13 protein-coding genes and 1 pseudogene are annotated in these 15,381 nt (G+C 64.1%); 3 read left to right on the top strand and 11 right to left on the bottom strand.

Going from position 1 to position 15,381, the window contains the following annotated elements:
• Positions 1-44: 44 nt before the first annotated feature.
• Complete coding sequence (locus tag H1204_RS06790) at positions 45-941, bottom strand: alpha/beta fold hydrolase (protein WP_180730503.1); 897 nt, start codon at positions 939-941, stop codon at positions 45-47.
• 100 nt (positions 942-1,041) lie between these two features.
• Complete coding sequence (locus tag H1204_RS06785; protein ID WP_180730502.1) at positions 1,042-1,896, bottom strand: ferritin-like domain-containing protein; 855 nt, start codon at positions 1,894-1,896, stop codon at positions 1,042-1,044.
• Positions 1,897-2,122: 226 nt separating this feature from the next.
• Here H1204_RS06785 and H1204_RS06780 point away from each other — a divergent pair, with 226 nt between their 5' ends.
• From H1204_RS06780 to H1204_RS06770, 3 genes are all read left to right on the top strand, one after another.
• Positions 2,123-2,647, top strand: coding sequence for a gamma carbonic anhydrase family protein (locus H1204_RS06780; protein ID WP_180730501.1), 525 nt, complete (start codon positions 2,123-2,125; stop codon positions 2,645-2,647).
• Between the two features lie 62 nt (positions 2,648-2,709).
• Positions 2,710-3,660 carry an Hsp33 family molecular chaperone HslO gene (gene hslO, locus H1204_RS06775; RefSeq protein WP_180730500.1) on the top strand — a complete coding sequence of 317 codons (951 nt, stop codon included), beginning with the start codon at positions 2,710-2,712 and terminating at the stop codon, positions 3,658-3,660.
• A 124-nt stretch (positions 3,661-3,784) separates the two neighbouring features.
• Positions 3,785-4,162, top strand: a complete 378-nt coding sequence (locus H1204_RS06770) for a hypothetical protein (RefSeq protein WP_180730499.1) — start codon at positions 3,785-3,787, stop codon at positions 4,160-4,162.
• Between the two features lie 129 nt (positions 4,163-4,291).
• Here H1204_RS06770 and ftsB read toward each other — a convergent pair whose 3' ends face one another.
• From ftsB to H1204_RS06725, 9 genes and pseudogenes are all read right to left on the bottom strand, one after another.
• A complete protein-coding gene (ftsB, locus tag H1204_RS06765; RefSeq protein ID WP_180730498.1) occupies positions 4,292-4,720 on the bottom strand; it encodes a cell division protein FtsB in 429 nt (142 codons plus the stop codon).
• A gap of 157 nt (positions 4,721-4,877) precedes the next feature.
• A complete protein-coding gene (eno, locus tag H1204_RS06760; protein ID WP_042307094.1) occupies positions 4,878-6,161 on the bottom strand; it encodes a phosphopyruvate hydratase in 1,284 nt (427 codons plus the stop codon).
• Positions 6,162-6,300: 139 nt separating this feature from the next.
• Positions 6,301-7,155: a 3-deoxy-8-phosphooctulonate synthase gene (gene kdsA / locus H1204_RS06755; RefSeq protein WP_035990648.1), complete on the bottom strand. Its 855-nt coding sequence runs from the start codon at positions 7,153-7,155 to the stop codon at positions 6,301-6,303.
• Positions 7,152-8,813, bottom strand: coding sequence for a CTP synthase (locus tag H1204_RS06750; protein WP_035990645.1), 1,662 nt, complete (start codon positions 8,811-8,813; stop codon positions 7,152-7,154). Before H1204_RS06750 ends, kdsA begins: the two co-directional genes overlap by 4 nt.
• Before the next feature lie 251 nt (positions 8,814-9,064).
• A complete protein-coding gene (locus tag H1204_RS06745; protein ID WP_180730497.1) occupies positions 9,065-9,859 on the bottom strand; it encodes an alpha/beta hydrolase in 795 nt (264 codons plus the stop codon).
• 51 nt (positions 9,860-9,910) lie between these two features.
• Positions 9,911-12,433, bottom strand: coding sequence for a DNA internalization-related competence protein ComEC/Rec2 (locus H1204_RS06740; protein ID WP_180730496.1), 2,523 nt, complete (start codon positions 12,431-12,433; stop codon positions 9,911-9,913).
• Between the two features lie 98 nt (positions 12,434-12,531).
• Positions 12,532-13,320: a TatD family hydrolase gene (locus tag H1204_RS06735; RefSeq protein WP_180730495.1), complete on the bottom strand. Its 789-nt coding sequence runs from the start codon at positions 13,318-13,320 to the stop codon at positions 12,532-12,534.
• Positions 13,321-13,356: 36 nt separating this feature from the next.
• Positions 13,357-14,100 carry a lipoprotein-releasing ABC transporter ATP-binding protein LolD gene (gene lolD, locus H1204_RS06730; RefSeq protein WP_180730494.1) on the bottom strand — a complete coding sequence of 248 codons (744 nt, stop codon included), beginning with the start codon at positions 14,098-14,100 and terminating at the stop codon, positions 13,357-13,359.
• Positions 14,093-15,345 (bottom strand): annotated as a pseudogene (locus H1204_RS06725) (lipoprotein-releasing ABC transporter permease subunit). The gene lolD and the pseudogene H1204_RS06725 overlap by 8 nt, the downstream one beginning before the upstream one ends.
• Between the last annotated feature and the right edge of the window lie 36 nt (positions 15,346-15,381).

Raw genomic sequence — 15,381 nt, 5'->3', positions numbered from 1 at the left:
TAAGCGCACGCAGAGGATTCGTCGAGACAAATGTAGAACGCGCACTATGCGCAAAACCCTTCGATCAGCGCCGCGATCTGCTCCGGCTGATCGTGGTGAACCATGTGGCCCGCATCGTCGATGATGGCTTCGCGCCAGTCGGGAAACGCCTGGAAACGCGCCTTGAATTCGTCGAGCGGAATGTTGCCCGCCAGCGCCGCGAGGGTTGGCGACGCAGCGGCTTCGACGTGCAGCACCGGGGCGCGCACGTTCGCCCAGACGGCCATCACTTCGTCGAGCCGGTACAGCAGCGGCCCGCGAATCTTGTGCGCGGGATCGGCGAGCAGCATGTAGCCGCCCTCGCCGTCCGGCTTCGACCAGTGCTGCGCGAGAAAGCGCGCGCGCTGCGGGTCCAGCCGGTCGTTGGTCTTGATGAGACGCGCGGCGACCGCGTCGAGCGTTGCATAACGGCGCAGCGTCGGCGGCTCGCGCAGTTCGTCGAGCCACGACGCGATCCGGCGCGGCAACTGCGCGGCCTTCGACGCCGGGAGTCCGAATCCCTCCAGGTCGACTACGCGGCGTACGCGCCCGGGCCTTGCGCCCGCATACAGGCACACGATGTTCGCGCCCATGCTGTGTCCGAGGAGGTTCACTTCGCCCGTTGGCGCGTAGTGGTCGAGCAGCGCGTCGAGGTCGGCCAGATATTCGTGGAACCAGTAATGGCCGCCATTCTGCTGCGCGACGGGCCAGTCGGACAGCCCGAAGCCGCGCGCATCGGGCGCGATCACCTGCCAGTCGCCCTCGAGCGCGTCGACGACGAACTGGAACGACGCGGCGACGTCCATCCACCCGTGCAGCATGAAGAGCCTCGGCGCATCGGGATTGCCCCAGCGGCGCACATGCAGGCGCACGCCGCGCACGGTCACGAATTCGGAAACGGAAGGTTTGAGCGGACGGTTCATGGCGCGGTCACGGAAAACGAATGATCGTTCGATTATATCGGGATCGCTGCGTCGCCGCTTTGTCCCGCGTTGTCCCGCTTTGTCCCAACCTGAAACGGGCTCAGTCGGCCGGGCGCTGCTGCCCGTCGAGACCCGCCAGCGCGGCAAGTTCTTCCTCTTCGAAACCGGCGTCGCGGCGAGCTTCGAAATTGAACGGTCCACGCAGCTTCGGCGCGTGATATTCGTCGGAAAGACGCAGGTAGGTTTCATGCGCGTCGATGCCCGCCTCATCGCACAAGTGCCGGAACCAGCGGTTGCCGATCAGCACATGTCCGATTTCGTCGCGCAGGATCACGTCCAGAATCGCCGCCGACGCGTGATCGCCCGCCTGTTGCAGGCGCGCCCGGATCGGCGGCGAGGCGTCGAGTCCGCGCGCCTCCAGCGTGCGCGGCACCAGCGCCATGCGCGCGAGCACGTCGCCGCGCGTGCGCTCGCACATGTCCCACAAACCGTCGTGCGCCGGGAAGTCGCCGTACGCATGGCCGAATTCCGCCAGACGCGCCGACAGCAGCGAAAAATGATGCGCCTCTTCCGACGCAACCCTCAGCCAGTCGACGTAAAACGCTTCGGGCATGCCGCCGAAACGCCATACGGCGTCGAGCGCGAGGTTGATCGCGTTGAACTCGATGTGCGCGAGCGCGTGCAGCAACACGGCGCGCCCTTCCGGCGACTGCATGCTGCGTCGCCCGAGTTTGCGCGGCTCGACCAGTTCAGGCCGCGCGGGGCGCCCCGGCAGATCCGTCGGCTCGTCCAGCGCGCGTTCCCGCGATACCAGCGCCTCACCTGCCTGCACGCGCGCGTACAGCGCCTGCGCCGCAGCGGCTTTGGCAGCGGGAACACGCTCTACCAGCACGGCGAGCGCTTCAGAACGGGCGCAAATCATTGGATGGGGACGGATCGACTCGGGAGCATGCATCGCGAAACGGGAACCAGCAAAAAAAGGACAAAAACGAGCGATTCTGACACGGCGTTGCCCGCGCGCATGCTTCGCACGGGCCAATGGCACAACCGTTTACAATACGCGATTCGACCATGACGCGCGGGATGCCGCCATTTCGCGCAACGTGACTCGCCGCCGGCCCGGCGGCGGCACGGCGTCCATTGACGCAGCAACGTTCTTGCATGAGACCAGAGGAGACACTGTGGCAATCTACAAGCTTGGCGACGCCGCCCCGACCATCCACGAAAGCGTGTTCGTCGCGGACACGGCGACCATCATCGGCAAGGTGACCGTCGAAGAGAACGCGAGCGTCTGGTTCGGCGCGTCGATTCGTGGCGACAACGAGCCGATCACCGTCGGCAAGGGCACTAACATACAGGAAGGCGCCGTCCTGCACGCCGATCCGGGTTTCCCGCTGACGCTCGAAGCGGGCGTGACGGTCGGCCATCAGGCGATGCTGCACGGCTGCACGGTCAAGGAAGGCGCGCTGATCGGCATTCAGGCCGTGGTCTTGAATGGAGCGGTAATCGGCCGCAATTGTCTGGTTGGCGCAGGCGCCGTAGTAACCGAGGGCAAGGTTTTTCCTGACAATTCCCTGATTCTCGGATCACCCGCAAAGGTCGTCCGGGAACTGACTGAAGCAGATATCAAAGGCCTAAAGCGCGCTGCGGACATCTACGTGGAGCGCAGGGATTATTTCAAGGCGCAACTCGTGCGCATCGGCTAGGGCCGACCGCACGGCGCGCCACGCGTGGCTTTCCCACCGCGCGGTTCGACCGAGGAAAAGTTGTGAGTGACCAGTTGCAGAAATTCATGTTCAGCGCGGCGCCCGTTCGCGGCGAGATCGTTTCGCTGAGCAACACGTGGCAGGAAGTCCTGACGCGCAGAAGCTATCCGGCGCCCGTGCGGAACGTGCTCGGCGAGATGATGGCTGCGTGCGCGCTGCTGTCGGCGAATCTGAAGTTCGATGGCACGCTGATCATGCAGATCTTCGGCGACGGCCCCGTAAAGATGCTCGTCGTGCAGTGCAATTCGGACCTGTCGATGCGCGCGACGGCCAAGTTTTCCGGCGACGCCGCGCACCTGATCGCCGACGACCTGTCGCTCGTCGATCTCGTCAATCCGGGCGGCCACGGCCGTTGCGTGATCACGCTCGATCCGAAGAACAAGGTTCCTGGTCAGCAGCCTTATCAGGGCATCGTGCCGCTGTCGGACGAAAACGGTCCGCTCAAGTCGATGGCGCAAGTGCTCGAGCACTACATGCATCATTCGGAGCAGCTCGACACGCGCATGTGGCTGGCTGCGAACAACGAGCGCGCCGTTGGCATGCTGCTGCAGAAACTGCCCGGCGACGGCGGCATCGTCCCGCATCCAGGCGAGATCGACGCCGATACATGGGACCGGCTGTGCACGCTCGGCAGCACGCTGTCGCAGGACGAAATGCTGGCGGAAGACCCGAACACGCTGTTCCGGCGTCTGTTCTGGCAGGAGAACGTCCAGCATTTCGAGCCCACACGAACCCGCTTCGAGTGCACGTGCTCGCGCGCGCGTGTGGGCAACATGCTCAAAATGCTGGGCCGCGAGGAAGTGGACAGCGTGATCGAAGAGCGTGGCCACGTCGAGATTCACTGCGAATATTGCAATCAGCGCTATGAATTCGACCCTGTCGACGTGGCGCAACTTTTTGTCGCGAGCGGGCTCTCACAGGGAGTGGCGCCCGCTGCCGAACAACGGCACTGAAGCCGGACTATCCGCGTCGCGCCGCCCCACTGCGGGCGGACGACGGCGCGGTATCATCGGATACTGAAAGCCGCCCGCTTTCCGGCCATCGATTTGCTTAGGTATCCGACCGATGGAGGTCGACATGAATGCCCCTTCGCTGTTCCAACCCGTACACCGGATAGCGGCGCTCGCGCTCGCTGCGGGCGCGATGGCGCTGTCGGGGTGCATGCTGGACCCGCCCGGCCCTTCGCCGATCTATAGCCGTCTGCCTGCGGATCAGTCAAGCATCGCCGCGACCGCGCAGCCGCTCACGCCGGAAGAACGCGCCCGCTACGACGCAATCGACAATCAGGTGATGGCCGAGCAGAACCAGGCCATGGCCGCCGACGCCGCCGCGCACGCTTATTCACGCTACGCCGCGCCGCCCGTTTCCGTGTACGGCAGCTACTCCAGCGGCGGATGGGGACATGGCTGGGGTACAGGCATCGGCTACGGTTATGCGCCCGGCTGGGGCTGGTGAGCGGTACATCGGTCTGACTGTCCGAACGTCCGCCCGCGCGTTTCATCCCGCTAAACAAAAAGGCGCGGTTCATTACGAACCGCGCCTTTTTTCATGAACCTGCCCAACCGGCTTCGCGCCGCACCAGCATCAACCCGGCTTCTTCTCCTTCGCATCCTTTTTCGCGTGCTTGCGATCCGGCTTCGCGCGCGATTCCGGATTCGGCACCACGCGCAGCGGCGCGCCCGTGATCTGCCCGCGCGTCGACGTATTCGACTGCGGCGCATTCGCCGCCGGCGACGGCGCATTCGGTGACACGAACTGCACGAACACCTCGCTGTCCTTGACCATGCCCATTTCGTAGCGGGCGCGTTCTTCGACAGCGGCCGTGCCGTTCTGCAGATCCTGCACTTCACCCTGGATGCGCTCGTTGCGCTCCTTCGCGTCAGCGTTCTTTTTTAGCTGCTGCGCCAGTTCCTGCTGCAGTTCGTGAACGCGCAGCCAGCCGCCATGGCCCCACCATAGGGGGTATTGGATCAGCGCCAGCAGGACGAGCAGAACGACGGTGACAAGCCGCATGAAGTGAATTGCAGGGTTGAATGTGCGCCGCCCTGCGCTTTACGCAGGGCGGTAGGGTGAATCAGTAGCGAAGCATAACCGGTTTAACGGTTATTGAGACGGGTTTGTTGACATCAAGCGTCACTTACTCGCGTCAATCCGGCTCATTCGAGGGCGTTCAACGCAGGTTGTAGAACGCCGACTTGCCCGGGTAGCTGGCGATATCGCCCAGATCTTCCTCGATACGCAGCAACTGGTTGTACTTCGAGATACGGTCCGAGCGCGACAGCGAGCCCGTCTTGATCTGACCCGCGTTGAGACCGACAGCGATGTCGGCGATCGTCGAATCTTCCGTTTCGCCCGAGCGATGCGAGATCACGGCCGTGTAGCCCGCGCGCTTGGCCATCTCGATCGCTGCGAAGGTTTCCGTCAGCGTGCCGATCTGGTTGATCTTGATCAGGATCGAATTCGCGATGCCCTTCTCGATGCCTTCCTTCAGGATGCGCGTGTTCGTCACGAACAGGTCGTCGCCGACCAGCTGGATCTTCTTGCCGAGCTTGTCGGTCAGGATCTTCCAGCCTTCCCAGTCGCTTTCGTGCATGCCGTCTTCGATCGACACGATCGGGAATTTGTCCGCGAGCGCGCCGAGGTAATCGGCGAATTCCGACGACGACAGTTGCAGGCCTTCGCCCGCCAACTGGTACTTGCCGTCGTGGTAGAACTCGCTGGCTGCGCAGTCGAGCGCGAGCAGCACGTCTTCACCGGCGCGGTAGCCAGCCTTTTCGATGGCTTGCAGGATGGTCGACAGGCATTCGTCGTTGCTGCCGAAGTTCGGCGCGAAGCCGCCTTCGTCGCCCACGGCCGTGCTCATGCCGCGGTCCGACAGGATCTTCTTCAGCGCGTGGAACACTTCGGCGCCGCAGCGCAGCGCTTCGCGGAAGGTCGGCTGGCTGACGGGGACGATCATGAATTCCTGGATGTCCAGGCTGTTGTTCGCGTGCGCGCCGCCGTTGACGATGTTCATCATCGGCACGGGCAGTTGCATCGCGCCCGAGCCGCCGAAATAGCGGTACAGCGGCAGGCCGGCTTCTTCAGCAGCCGCCTTCGCAACAGCCATCGAGACAGCCAGCATCGCGTTCGCGCCGAGGCGCGACTTGTTGTCGGTGCCGTCCAGTTCGAGCAGCGTCTTGTCGAGGAAGGCCTGCTCGGAAGCGTCGAGGCCCATGATCGCTTCGGAGATTTCGGTGTTGATGTGCTCGACAGCCTTCAGCACGCCCTTGCCGCTGTAGCGGCCGGTTTCGCCGTCGCGCAGTTCGATCGCTTCACGCGAACCCGTCGATGCGCCCGACGGCACAGCCGCGCGGCCCATCGTGCCCGATTCGAGCAGCACGTCGCATTCGACGGTGGGGTTGCCTCGCGAATCGAGAATCTCGCGACCGATGATATCTACGATAGCACTCATGGTTTCCTCTGAAATGACGATGAATTCTTAAGGTGAGACGTCCGGCTCACTTCGACAGCACGCATCCGGACGCGTTCGACGACCATCGGGTTGGAGCACGCGCGCGTCGCCCGACAGCAGCGAAGCGCGCGTGGCTGCATCAGTTGAAATCGTTCTCGAGGAACGGCGTGCGCTTCACGGCCTGATCGAGGGTCAACAGCGTCTCGAGCAGATCGGCCATGCGATGCAATGGCACGGCATTGGGACCGTCCGACTTCGCTTCAGCCGGATTCGGATGGGTTTCCATGAACAGACCCGCGATGCCTGTGGCGACGGCGGCACGCGCCAGCACCGGGACGAACTCGCGCTGGCCGCCCGAACTCGTGCCCTGCCCGCCCGGCAACTGCACCGAGTGGGTCGCGTCGAACACGACGGGGGCGCCCGTTTCGCGCATGATCGCGAGCGAGCGCATGTCGGACACGAGATTGTTATAACCGAACGACACGCCGCGCTCGCACGCCATGAAGCGGTCTTCAGACAGACCCGCTTCACGCGCGGCATCACGCGCCTTGTCGATCACGTTCTTCATGTCGTGCGGCGCGAGGAACTGGCCTTTCTTGATGTTGACGGGCTTGCCCGAACGCGCGCACGCGTGGATGAAGTCCGTCTGGCGGCACAGGAACGCAGGCGTTTGCAGCACGTCGACCACGGATGCCACCTGCTCGATCTCGTGTTCGCTGTGGACGTCCGTCAGAACCGGCAAACCCAGTTGACGCTTCACTTCGGACAGAATGCGCAAACCTTCATCCATTCCCAGGCCACGAAACGACTTGCCGCTGCTGCGATTGGCCTTGTCGTACGAAGACTTGTAGATGAACGGAATCTTCAGCTTCGCGCAGATTTCCTTCAGCTTGCCGGCCGTGTCGATCGTCATCTGTTCGGATTCGACGACGCAGGTGCCGGCGATCAGGAAAAACGGCTTGTCGAGGCCGATTTCGAAATCGCCCAGTTTCATACTTTCTCCTCGACGCTCGCTTCGCGATGGGCGCGCGCCGCTTCAACGAATGCCTTGAAGAGCGGGTGTCCGTCGCGCGGCGTCGACGTGAATTCGGGGTGGAACTGAACGCCGACGAACCACGGGTGCATCGAGCGCGGCAATTCCATCATCTCCGGCAGATCTTCGCTCGGAGTACGGGCGCTGATGATAAGGCCGCCCGCTTCGAGCTGGGGTACGAGACGGTTATTGACTTCATAACGGTGACGGTGACGCTCGTTCACATCTTTGCCGTAAATCTCTTCGGCCATCGTGCCGGGCTTGATCGGGCAACGCTGCGAACCGAGGCGCATCGTGCCGCCCAGATCGGATTCTTCCGTACGCTTCTCGACCTTACCGTCGCGGTCGTACCACTCGGTAATCAGCGCGACCACGCGATTCGGCGTTTCCGGGTCGAATTCCGTGCTGTTCGCATCCTTGAGGCCGACGACGTCGCGTGCGAATTCGATCACGGCCAGCTGCATGCCGAGGCAGATGCCGAGATACGGCACCTTCGCTTCGCGTGCGTAGCGGATTGCCTTGATCTTGCCTTCCGTGCCTCGACGGCCGAAACCACCCGGCACCAGCACGGCGTCCAGATGCTTGAGGCTGTCGACGCCGTGTTCTTCCACTTCTTCGGAGTCGATGTATTCGATGTTGACCTTCGTCGACGTGTGGATCGACGCATGGCGCAACGCTTCGATCAGCGACTTGTACGACTCCGTCAGCTCGACATACTTGCCGACCATGCCGATCGTCACTTCGCTCTTCGGGTGTTCGAGCTTCTCGACGAGGCCCGACCACATCGACAGATCCGCCGGCTTGGCCGTCAGCTTCAGCTCTTCGCAGATCAGTTCGTCGAGGCCCTGGTCGTGCAGCATCTGCGGAATCTTGTAGATGCTGTCGACGTCCCACACCGAGATCACGGCGTCTTCCGGCACGTTCGAGAACATCGAGATCTTCGCGCGCTCGTCGTCAGGAATACGGCGGTCGGCGCGGCACAGCAGCACGTTCGGATAGATACCGATTTCGCGCAGCTTCTGCACGCTATGCTGCGTCGGCTTGGTCTTCAGTTCGCCCGCGGTGGCGATGAACGGCACCAGCGTGAGGTGCACGAAGCACGCGCTGTTGCGGCCCATGCGCAGGCTCATCTGACGCGCGGCTTCGAGGAACGGCAGCGATTCGATGTCACCGACCGTGCCACCCACTTCGACGATGGCGACGTCCGGCTCGCCGCACGTCGCGGATGCCGCGCCGCGTTCGACGAATGCCTGGATTTCGTTCGTGATGTGCGGAATCACCTGCACCGTCTTGCCGAGATAATCGCCGCGGCGTTCCTTGCGGATCACCGATTCGTAAATCTGGCCCGTGGTGAAGTTATTGGCCTTGCGCATCTTCGTGCTGATGAAGCGCTCGTAGTGGCCAAGGTCGAGGTCGGTCTCCGCTCCGTCTTCCGTCACGAACACTTCGCCGTGTTGAAACGGGCTCATCGTGCCGGGGTCGACATTGATGTAGGGATCGAGCTTGAGGAGGGTGACTTTCAGACCGCGCGATTCGAGGATCGCGGCGAGGGAAGCGGCGGCAATACCCTTGCCGAGGGAAGAAACTACGCCGCCGGTGACGAAAACATATTTGGTCATCGCTGGATGCTCGCGGGAAAAACGGATTATACCCGAACGTGTGCATCCAGCCCATACCTGGGGCGGCTCGTTCGCGACGACCGAGCGTTCTTTTTGAGCATCCGCGACGTCGCTTTTCGCATGGATGCAGGATGGATTCAGGTCCGCGCGTTTCGTGCGAGAAATGCGCCGTGGGTTTGTTGCGGGTTTATGTCGCAGCGCGGCCCGGCGTTTCATTTATCCGCGAACGCGGATGCCCTCGCGGGCGAAAATCATTCGAGCCCGCGCAGCATTCTCTGCACGGCGCGTGCCGTTTCGATGGGCCGCTCCATGGGATACAGATGGCTGCCTTCCATCCACTCGAAATGCTCGCCGGCGATGCGTCGGGTGGCGTGCAGTCCCGCCTGCCGCACTTCCCGCGACCGCGTCCCGGCGACGAAGCCGATGGGCACGGGCGCGCCGCGCGCGAGCCGGCTGCCGAACGTATGCGGCAAGGTCTTGTAGATCCGGTACTCGGTCTGCCGGTCGAAAGCGAGTTCCCGCGTGCCATCGGCGCCCGCTTGCGGAATGCCGAAATCGACGTAGTCGGACAGAACCCGCTCGTCCCAGCGCGCAAACGCGGGCTTCGAATGAAAGTGCCGCCATGCCTCGTCGCGACTGCCCCAGCGCGTGCGCCGCGTGCGCGTCGCCGCTGCGGGCGACAGCCGCTCGTCCAGCCCCGTCCACTGCGACACGCGCAGCATGCTGCTGCGCCAGCCCGCGATGACGGGCGAATCGAGCATCACCACGCCGCGCACCCATTGCGGCTTTCTCAGCGCCGCCATCAACGAAAGATAACCGCCGAGCGAATGCCCGACGAGCCATACCGGGTTCTCATAAGTACGCCCGATGTCATCCAGCAACTCGTCGACCAGATGCGGCCAGTCGCGCGTCACAGGATAGCGCGCGTCATGGCCGATCCGCTCGATGAAACGCATGTCGTAGTCGTCCGAGAGTTCGGCGAAGATCGTCCGATAGGTGGACGCCGGAAATCCGTTTGCATGCGAGAAATGGATGATGTTCTTCAAGCGCTCTGGTCTCCGTTCTGATTTGTTCTTAATTGCGCGGCCGGTCTCTCGTTATGGGTCCATCCAGTACCGGCGATGCGTCTGCCGGAAGCGCTCAAGCGTCAAGCCCGTGCTGTCTGCCTCGATACGCGCGGCGCCGTCTTCGTCGCTGCGCGAAAGCTCGATGCCGCGCGCCCGATACCGTTCGTAGACGCCCGCGTACGGATGATGAAACCGGTTGCGATAGCCTACCTGAAATACCGCGATGGACGGCTCGATAGAGTCGAGGAACGGCTCGGTCGACGAGGTCTTGCTGCCGTGATGCGGCACGAGCAGAATCTGCGCGCGCAATGCGGCGGGCTCGCGCGCGAGCAGCGTGCGTTCGACTGGGGCCTCGATGTCCGCGGCCAGCAAGGCGACGACAGGCGTTGCCTTGCTTTCCTGCGTTTGAACGCGAGAACCACTCGCGGAAACGCCCGCCGTGCTCACACGCAGCACGCAGCAGTGCGCGTTGGGCTTGCCTTGCAAGGGACCCGCGTCGGGCCAGAGTATCGCGAAGTCGACACCGTCCCATTGCCAGCGCTGTCCCGCCGCGCAGCGCACCGTTTGGGCGCCCTTCCCGGCCGCCTCGCGCCAAAGCGCGTGGCCAGGCGGAGGTCCCGCCAGCAACTGCCGCACTTCGATCCCTTCGAGCACGGCGGGCGCGCCGCCTGAATGGTCGGAGTCAGCGTGGCTGACGATCAGCGTATCGAGCGTCGCGATGCCCGCCGCCTGCAGATAAGGCACGACGATCCGCTCGCCCGCGTGCGTCGATTCGGGACCCGGCCCGGCATCGAACAGCAGCGTGTGATGCGCGGTTTCGACGACGATCGACGAGCCTTGCCCGATGTCGAGCGCCGTGAGGCGGAACGCGCCCTCGGCGGGAGAAGGCGACGCCGGCGCCAGCAGCGGCAGCCACGTCAGTGGCGCGGCCCAGCGCAACGGCCAGCCGGCAGGAGCAAGACACCACGCGACGCCGACGGCCGCGAACGCCATCGCCCATGCATTGGGCTGCGGCAACTGCCAGACGGTCCACGCTGGACCCGACAGCAGTTGCAACCCGGCTGCGAGCAGATCCAGCAGATGATGCGCGAAGCGAAAAGCGAACGCATCGAGCGGCGCCGGCAACGCGATGCCGGCGATCACGGCAGGCGTCACGAAAACACTGACCCACTGAATCGCGAACGCGTTCGCCAAGGGGCCGATCAGCGGTATCTGCGAGAAGAAGTACACCGTCAGCGGCGCGAGCGCGATCGTCACCGCGAACTGGACGCGAGCGCCGCTGCGCATCCGCTCTATCAACGCTCCGATCCGCGAGCGCACGACGTCGGCGCAGCGCCTCATTAAGGGGCGTTCACCTTGCTCTTCATCCAATAGACCGGACGCCCCGCTCCGCGCGACATGCGCCGCTCCCGACATCGCGAACAGAATCGCGCCGACCGCGCAAAACGACAGCCAGAATCCCGCCGACACGACCGCCCACGGATCGACCAGCAGCACGAGCCCGAGCGCCCACGCGATCACGACGGAAGGCGCGACGCGACGCCCGCCGACATAAGCGAGCGCGACGACACCCGCCATCCACAACGCTCGTTGCGCGGGCACATTGAAGCCCGCGAGCGCCGCATGAAACGCGGCGAACAGCGCGCCGCCGCCAATCGCCACCTTCTGCGCGGGCACGAGCAACGGCAGGCCGCGTCCGATGAAGAACGAATGCCGCCACAACATTCCTATCAGCCATCCGGCCAGTCCCGCGACAAAACCGATGTGCAAACCGGAAATCGCGACGAGATGGCTCGTGCCCGTGCGCCGCATCAGCAGCCAGTCGGCGGCACTGACGGCGTCCTGCGCGCCGATCGCCAGCGCGACGACGACGCCCATATGCGGCGAGTCGCCGAGCACCGAGGCGATGCGTGCGCGGATGGCCGATCGCCAGCCGTCGATCATCACGCCGACTCCGCTTGCACTGCCGGGAAGTTGCATGGCGCGCGAAGGCGTACTTACATAGCCCGTCGCCCGAACGTCACGCGCGAGCAACACCGCTTCCGCATCGCGCACGCCCCAATTCGCGTTTCCGTGCGGACGCTTGAGCCGCACATTCAAACGCCAGCGTGAGCCGGGTTCGAGCACGGGCGGCGGCGCGTCATCCGCGATCCACGATAGTTGCAGCATGCGGGGAAAGCGGTCGACGGGCGCATCGGCTGAATCGACGACGAAGAGAAAACGCGTGCCGTCCGCGCTGCGCGTCGGCAGACCTTTGACCCAGCCGCTGACGGTGATATCGCGCCCTTCCGACGCATGCGGCAACTCGAAGGCGAGCCTCACCTGCGCGCGCCACGCCGCATATCCAAAGCCGCAGCAGCCCGTCGCACACAGCACGGCGAACCAGCCCACGCGCGTAGACCACGTGCCGCCATGTCGAAAGCACATCCACGAAACGAGGCTCAATGCGCAGGCGCTTGCGATCAACGCGAGCCAACCCGGCCACTCAGGCAACGAAGCCTGCTGCTGCAACCACATGACGCCCAACGCAAAACCGCACCACACTGCCCGCATGCCGCCTCCGCAACCGACGCTCGCGCAGCACCACGCCAACATTCATCAGGAACCCGAATCAATTTCGACGGGAACGCGCCATGCGAGCCGAACAGTGATTATGCAGAGTAAAGCGCGAGTCGCGGCAATGCGGCGTGCGCATTAGCCGTTGTGCCTATCGCCAGCGTGTTTTTGTCGATGCCGCGCTGCTCGGCGAGCACCGCGCCGATCGCGGGAATCTGGTCCGGCGTGTTGCGCTGCCTGTAGAGCCAAGAAGGAGCGATATCGGGCGCATCGGTTTCGACGACGAGCGCGTCGAGCGGCAACTGCGCGGCGAGCCGCCGGATCTGCAACGCGCGCTCGAACGTCACGTTGCCGCCGAAACCGAGGTGCATGCCGTGATCGATGAATGCCTGCGCCTGCTGGAAACTGCCGTTGAACGCGTGCGCGATGCCGCGATTGACGTGATTGCGCCGCAGGCCCTTCAGCACCTGATCCTGCGACTTGCGCACATGGCAGATCACGGGAAGATCGAATTCGCGCGCGAGTTTGAGTTGCTCGTTGTAGTAGAACTGCTGCGTCTCGTCGTCGAGGCCCGGCACGAAATAGTCGAGCCCGATCTCACCGAGACCGACGAAAAGCGGATCGTCGAGGCTCGCCTCGATTTCCATGCGCAGCACATCGAGATCGGACGGCTGCGCCTGTGGCGTGAAAAGCGGGTGAATCCCGAGCGCATACGCCCCGCCCCGCACGCGACGCGCCAGTTCGCGCACCGTCGAAAAGTTGCTGCGCGCGATGCCCGGAATCACAATCCGGCTCACGCCCGCTTCGAGCGCGGCGCTCGCGACGGCGTCGCGGTCCGCGTCGAATTCCGAAGCGTCGAGATGACAGTGCGTATCGATCCACATGCGCGCAGCCTCGTATCGAATGGAAAGCGCCCGGCCTCAGACGGGCACGGTCGGCTCCTCGTACAGCACGCCGTCGCGCAGACGCATCGTGCGGTCGCAGCGCGCGGCCAGATCGGGATCGTGCGTGACGATCACGAAGCTCGTCGACAGCGTGTTCGACAATTCAAGCATCAGGTTGAACACCGTATCCGCCGTGCCGCCGTCGAGGTTGCCCGTCGGCTCGTCGGCGAGCACGCAGGCGGGCTTCGTGACCAGCGCGCGCGCAATCGCGACGCGCTGCCGTTCGCCGCCCGACAGTTCGCCCGGACGATGCTTCGCGCGATGCGCGAGCCCCACCCGCTCCAGCATGTCGAGTGCCTGTTTGCGCGCGTCTTCCGTGGTCATGCGGCGAATACGCAGCGGCATCGCCACATTGTCGAGCGCGGTGAACTCAGGCAGCAGATGGTGGAACTGATAGACAAAGCCGAGCGCGCGGTTGCGCAGGTCGTTGCGCTCGCGCTCGGAGAGCTTCGTAAACGGCTTGCCCATCACTTCGACGTGGCCCGTGCTCGGATCGTCGAGGCCGCCCAGCACGTGCAGCAGCGTGCTCTTGCCGGAACCGGACGCGCCGACGATTGCGAGCTTCTCGCCGCGCCGCACGGACAGTTGCGTGTTGTTGAGCACCTGCACGTTCAGGCCGCCCTGAACGAAGGCTTTCGAAATGCCCGTTGCTTCGAGCACGTACGGATGCAGACCAGTCTCGTCGGAGGCCATGAGGTTCTTGTTCGGACGATCATTCATAACGCAGCGCCTCCGCCGGACGCACCTTCGCGCCGCGCCAGCTCGGATACAGCGTCGCGAGACACGACAGCAGGAACGCGATCACGCCGATCTTGACCACATCGCCGGGCACGAGTTCGGACGGCAGTTCGCTGATGAAGTACACCGACGGCGGCAGGAACTGCACATGCAGCAGATGCTCGATCATCGGCACGAGCCACGGAATGCTCCACGCGATCAGGCAGCCGAGCGCAACGCCGATACCCGTGCCGACGAAGCCGATCGTCATGCCCTGGATGACGAAGATCTTCATGATCGAGCCGGGCTGCGCGCCGAGCGTGCGCAGGATCGCGATATCCGCCTGCTTGTTGGTCACCGTCATCACCAGCGACGAAACAAGATTGAACGCCGCCACCGCGATGATCAGCGTGAGGATGATGAACATCATGCGTTTTTCGATCTGCACCGCCGAGAACCAGGTCTTGTTCTGCTGCGTCCAGTCGCGGATATACAGGTCGCCCGACAGCGTGCGCGCCAGCTGATGCGCAACTTCCGGCGCGCGCTGCATGTCCGTCAGCCGCAGCCGCACGCCCGTCGGCGCGGGCAGCCGGAACAGCGCCTCCGCGTCCTTGATATTGATCAGCGCGAGCGTGCTGTCGTACTCGTAGTGGCCGGACTCGAACACGCCGACCACGGTGAACTGCTTCAGACGCGGCAGCAGGCCCGCGGGGTCATCGTGCCCTCGGGCGCGACGAGCGTGATCTTGTCGCCCGTCGTCACGCCGAGATTCCCGGCCAGATCCCCACCGAGCACGATGCCGAACTCGCCGGGCTTCAGCTCGTTCAGGTTGCCCGCCTTCATCTCCTTGCCGATGTCCGACACTTCCGGCTCCAGCGACGGCTCGACGCCGCGCAGCGCGACACCGCTCACGGCGTCCTGGCGCGTGAGCAGCGCCTGCGCTTCGACGTACGGCGCCGCGCCGATCACTTCCTTGTTCTGCTTCGCCTCTTGCGCCGTCAGTTGCCAGTTCGGCATCGAGCCCGTCGGCGAAAAAATTTCGACGTGCGCGAGCACCGACAGCATGCGGTCGCGCACCTCTTTCTGGAAGCCGTTCATCACCGACAGCACGACGATCAGCGCGGCCACGCCGAGCGCGATACCCGACATCGACACGAGCGCGATGAACGAGATGAAGCCGTTACCCGTGGTGCGTTTGCCGGCGCGCGTGTAGCGCCAGCCTATCTGCCATTCGTATGGAAGTTTCAAGCGAGTCCTTTTTCAGCGTGATTGCGCTGTGTTCTG

The organism is Paraburkholderia sp. PGU19, assembly GCF_013426915.1.
GTDB lineage: Bacteria > Pseudomonadota > Gammaproteobacteria > Burkholderiales > Burkholderiaceae > Paraburkholderia.
The sequence above is the reverse complement of the archived record's forward strand: the minus strand, read 5'-3'. Positions and strand labels throughout refer to the sequence as shown.

Bases quoted from the DNA above. Each gene is read 5' to 3' on its own strand.
- H1204_RS06790 (WP_180730503.1), bottom strand. From the start codon at position 941: ATGAACCGTCCGCTCAAACCTTCCGTTTCCGAATTCGTGACCGTGCGC.
- H1204_RS06785 (WP_180730502.1), bottom strand. From the start codon at position 1,896: ATGCATGCTCCCGAGTCGATCCGTCCCCATCCAATGATTTGCGCCCGT.
- H1204_RS06770 (WP_180730499.1), top strand. From the start codon at position 3,785: ATGAATGCCCCTTCGCTGTTCCAACCCGTACACCGGATAGCGGCGCTC.
- ftsB (WP_180730498.1), bottom strand. From the start codon at position 4,720: ATGCGGCTTGTCACCGTCGTTCTGCTCGTCCTGCTGGCGCTGATCCAA.
- eno (WP_042307094.1), bottom strand. From the start codon at position 6,161: ATGAGTGCTATCGTAGATATCATCGGTCGCGAGATTCTCGATTCGCGA.
- kdsA (WP_035990648.1), bottom strand. From the start codon at position 7,155: ATGAAACTGGGCGATTTCGAAATCGGCCTCGACAAGCCGTTTTTCCTG.
- H1204_RS06750 (WP_035990645.1), bottom strand. From the start codon at position 8,813: ATGACCAAATATGTTTTCGTCACCGGCGGCGTAGTTTCTTCCCTCGGC.
- H1204_RS06740 (WP_180730496.1), bottom strand. From the start codon at position 12,433: ATGCGGGCAGTGTGGTGCGGTTTTGCGTTGGGCGTCATGTGGTTGCAG.
- H1204_RS06735 (WP_180730495.1), bottom strand. From the start codon at position 13,320: ATGTGGATCGATACGCACTGTCATCTCGACGCTTCGGAATTCGACGCG.
- lolD (WP_180730494.1), bottom strand. From the start codon at position 14,100: ATGAATGATCGTCCGAACAAGAACCTCATGGCCTCCGACGAGACTGGT.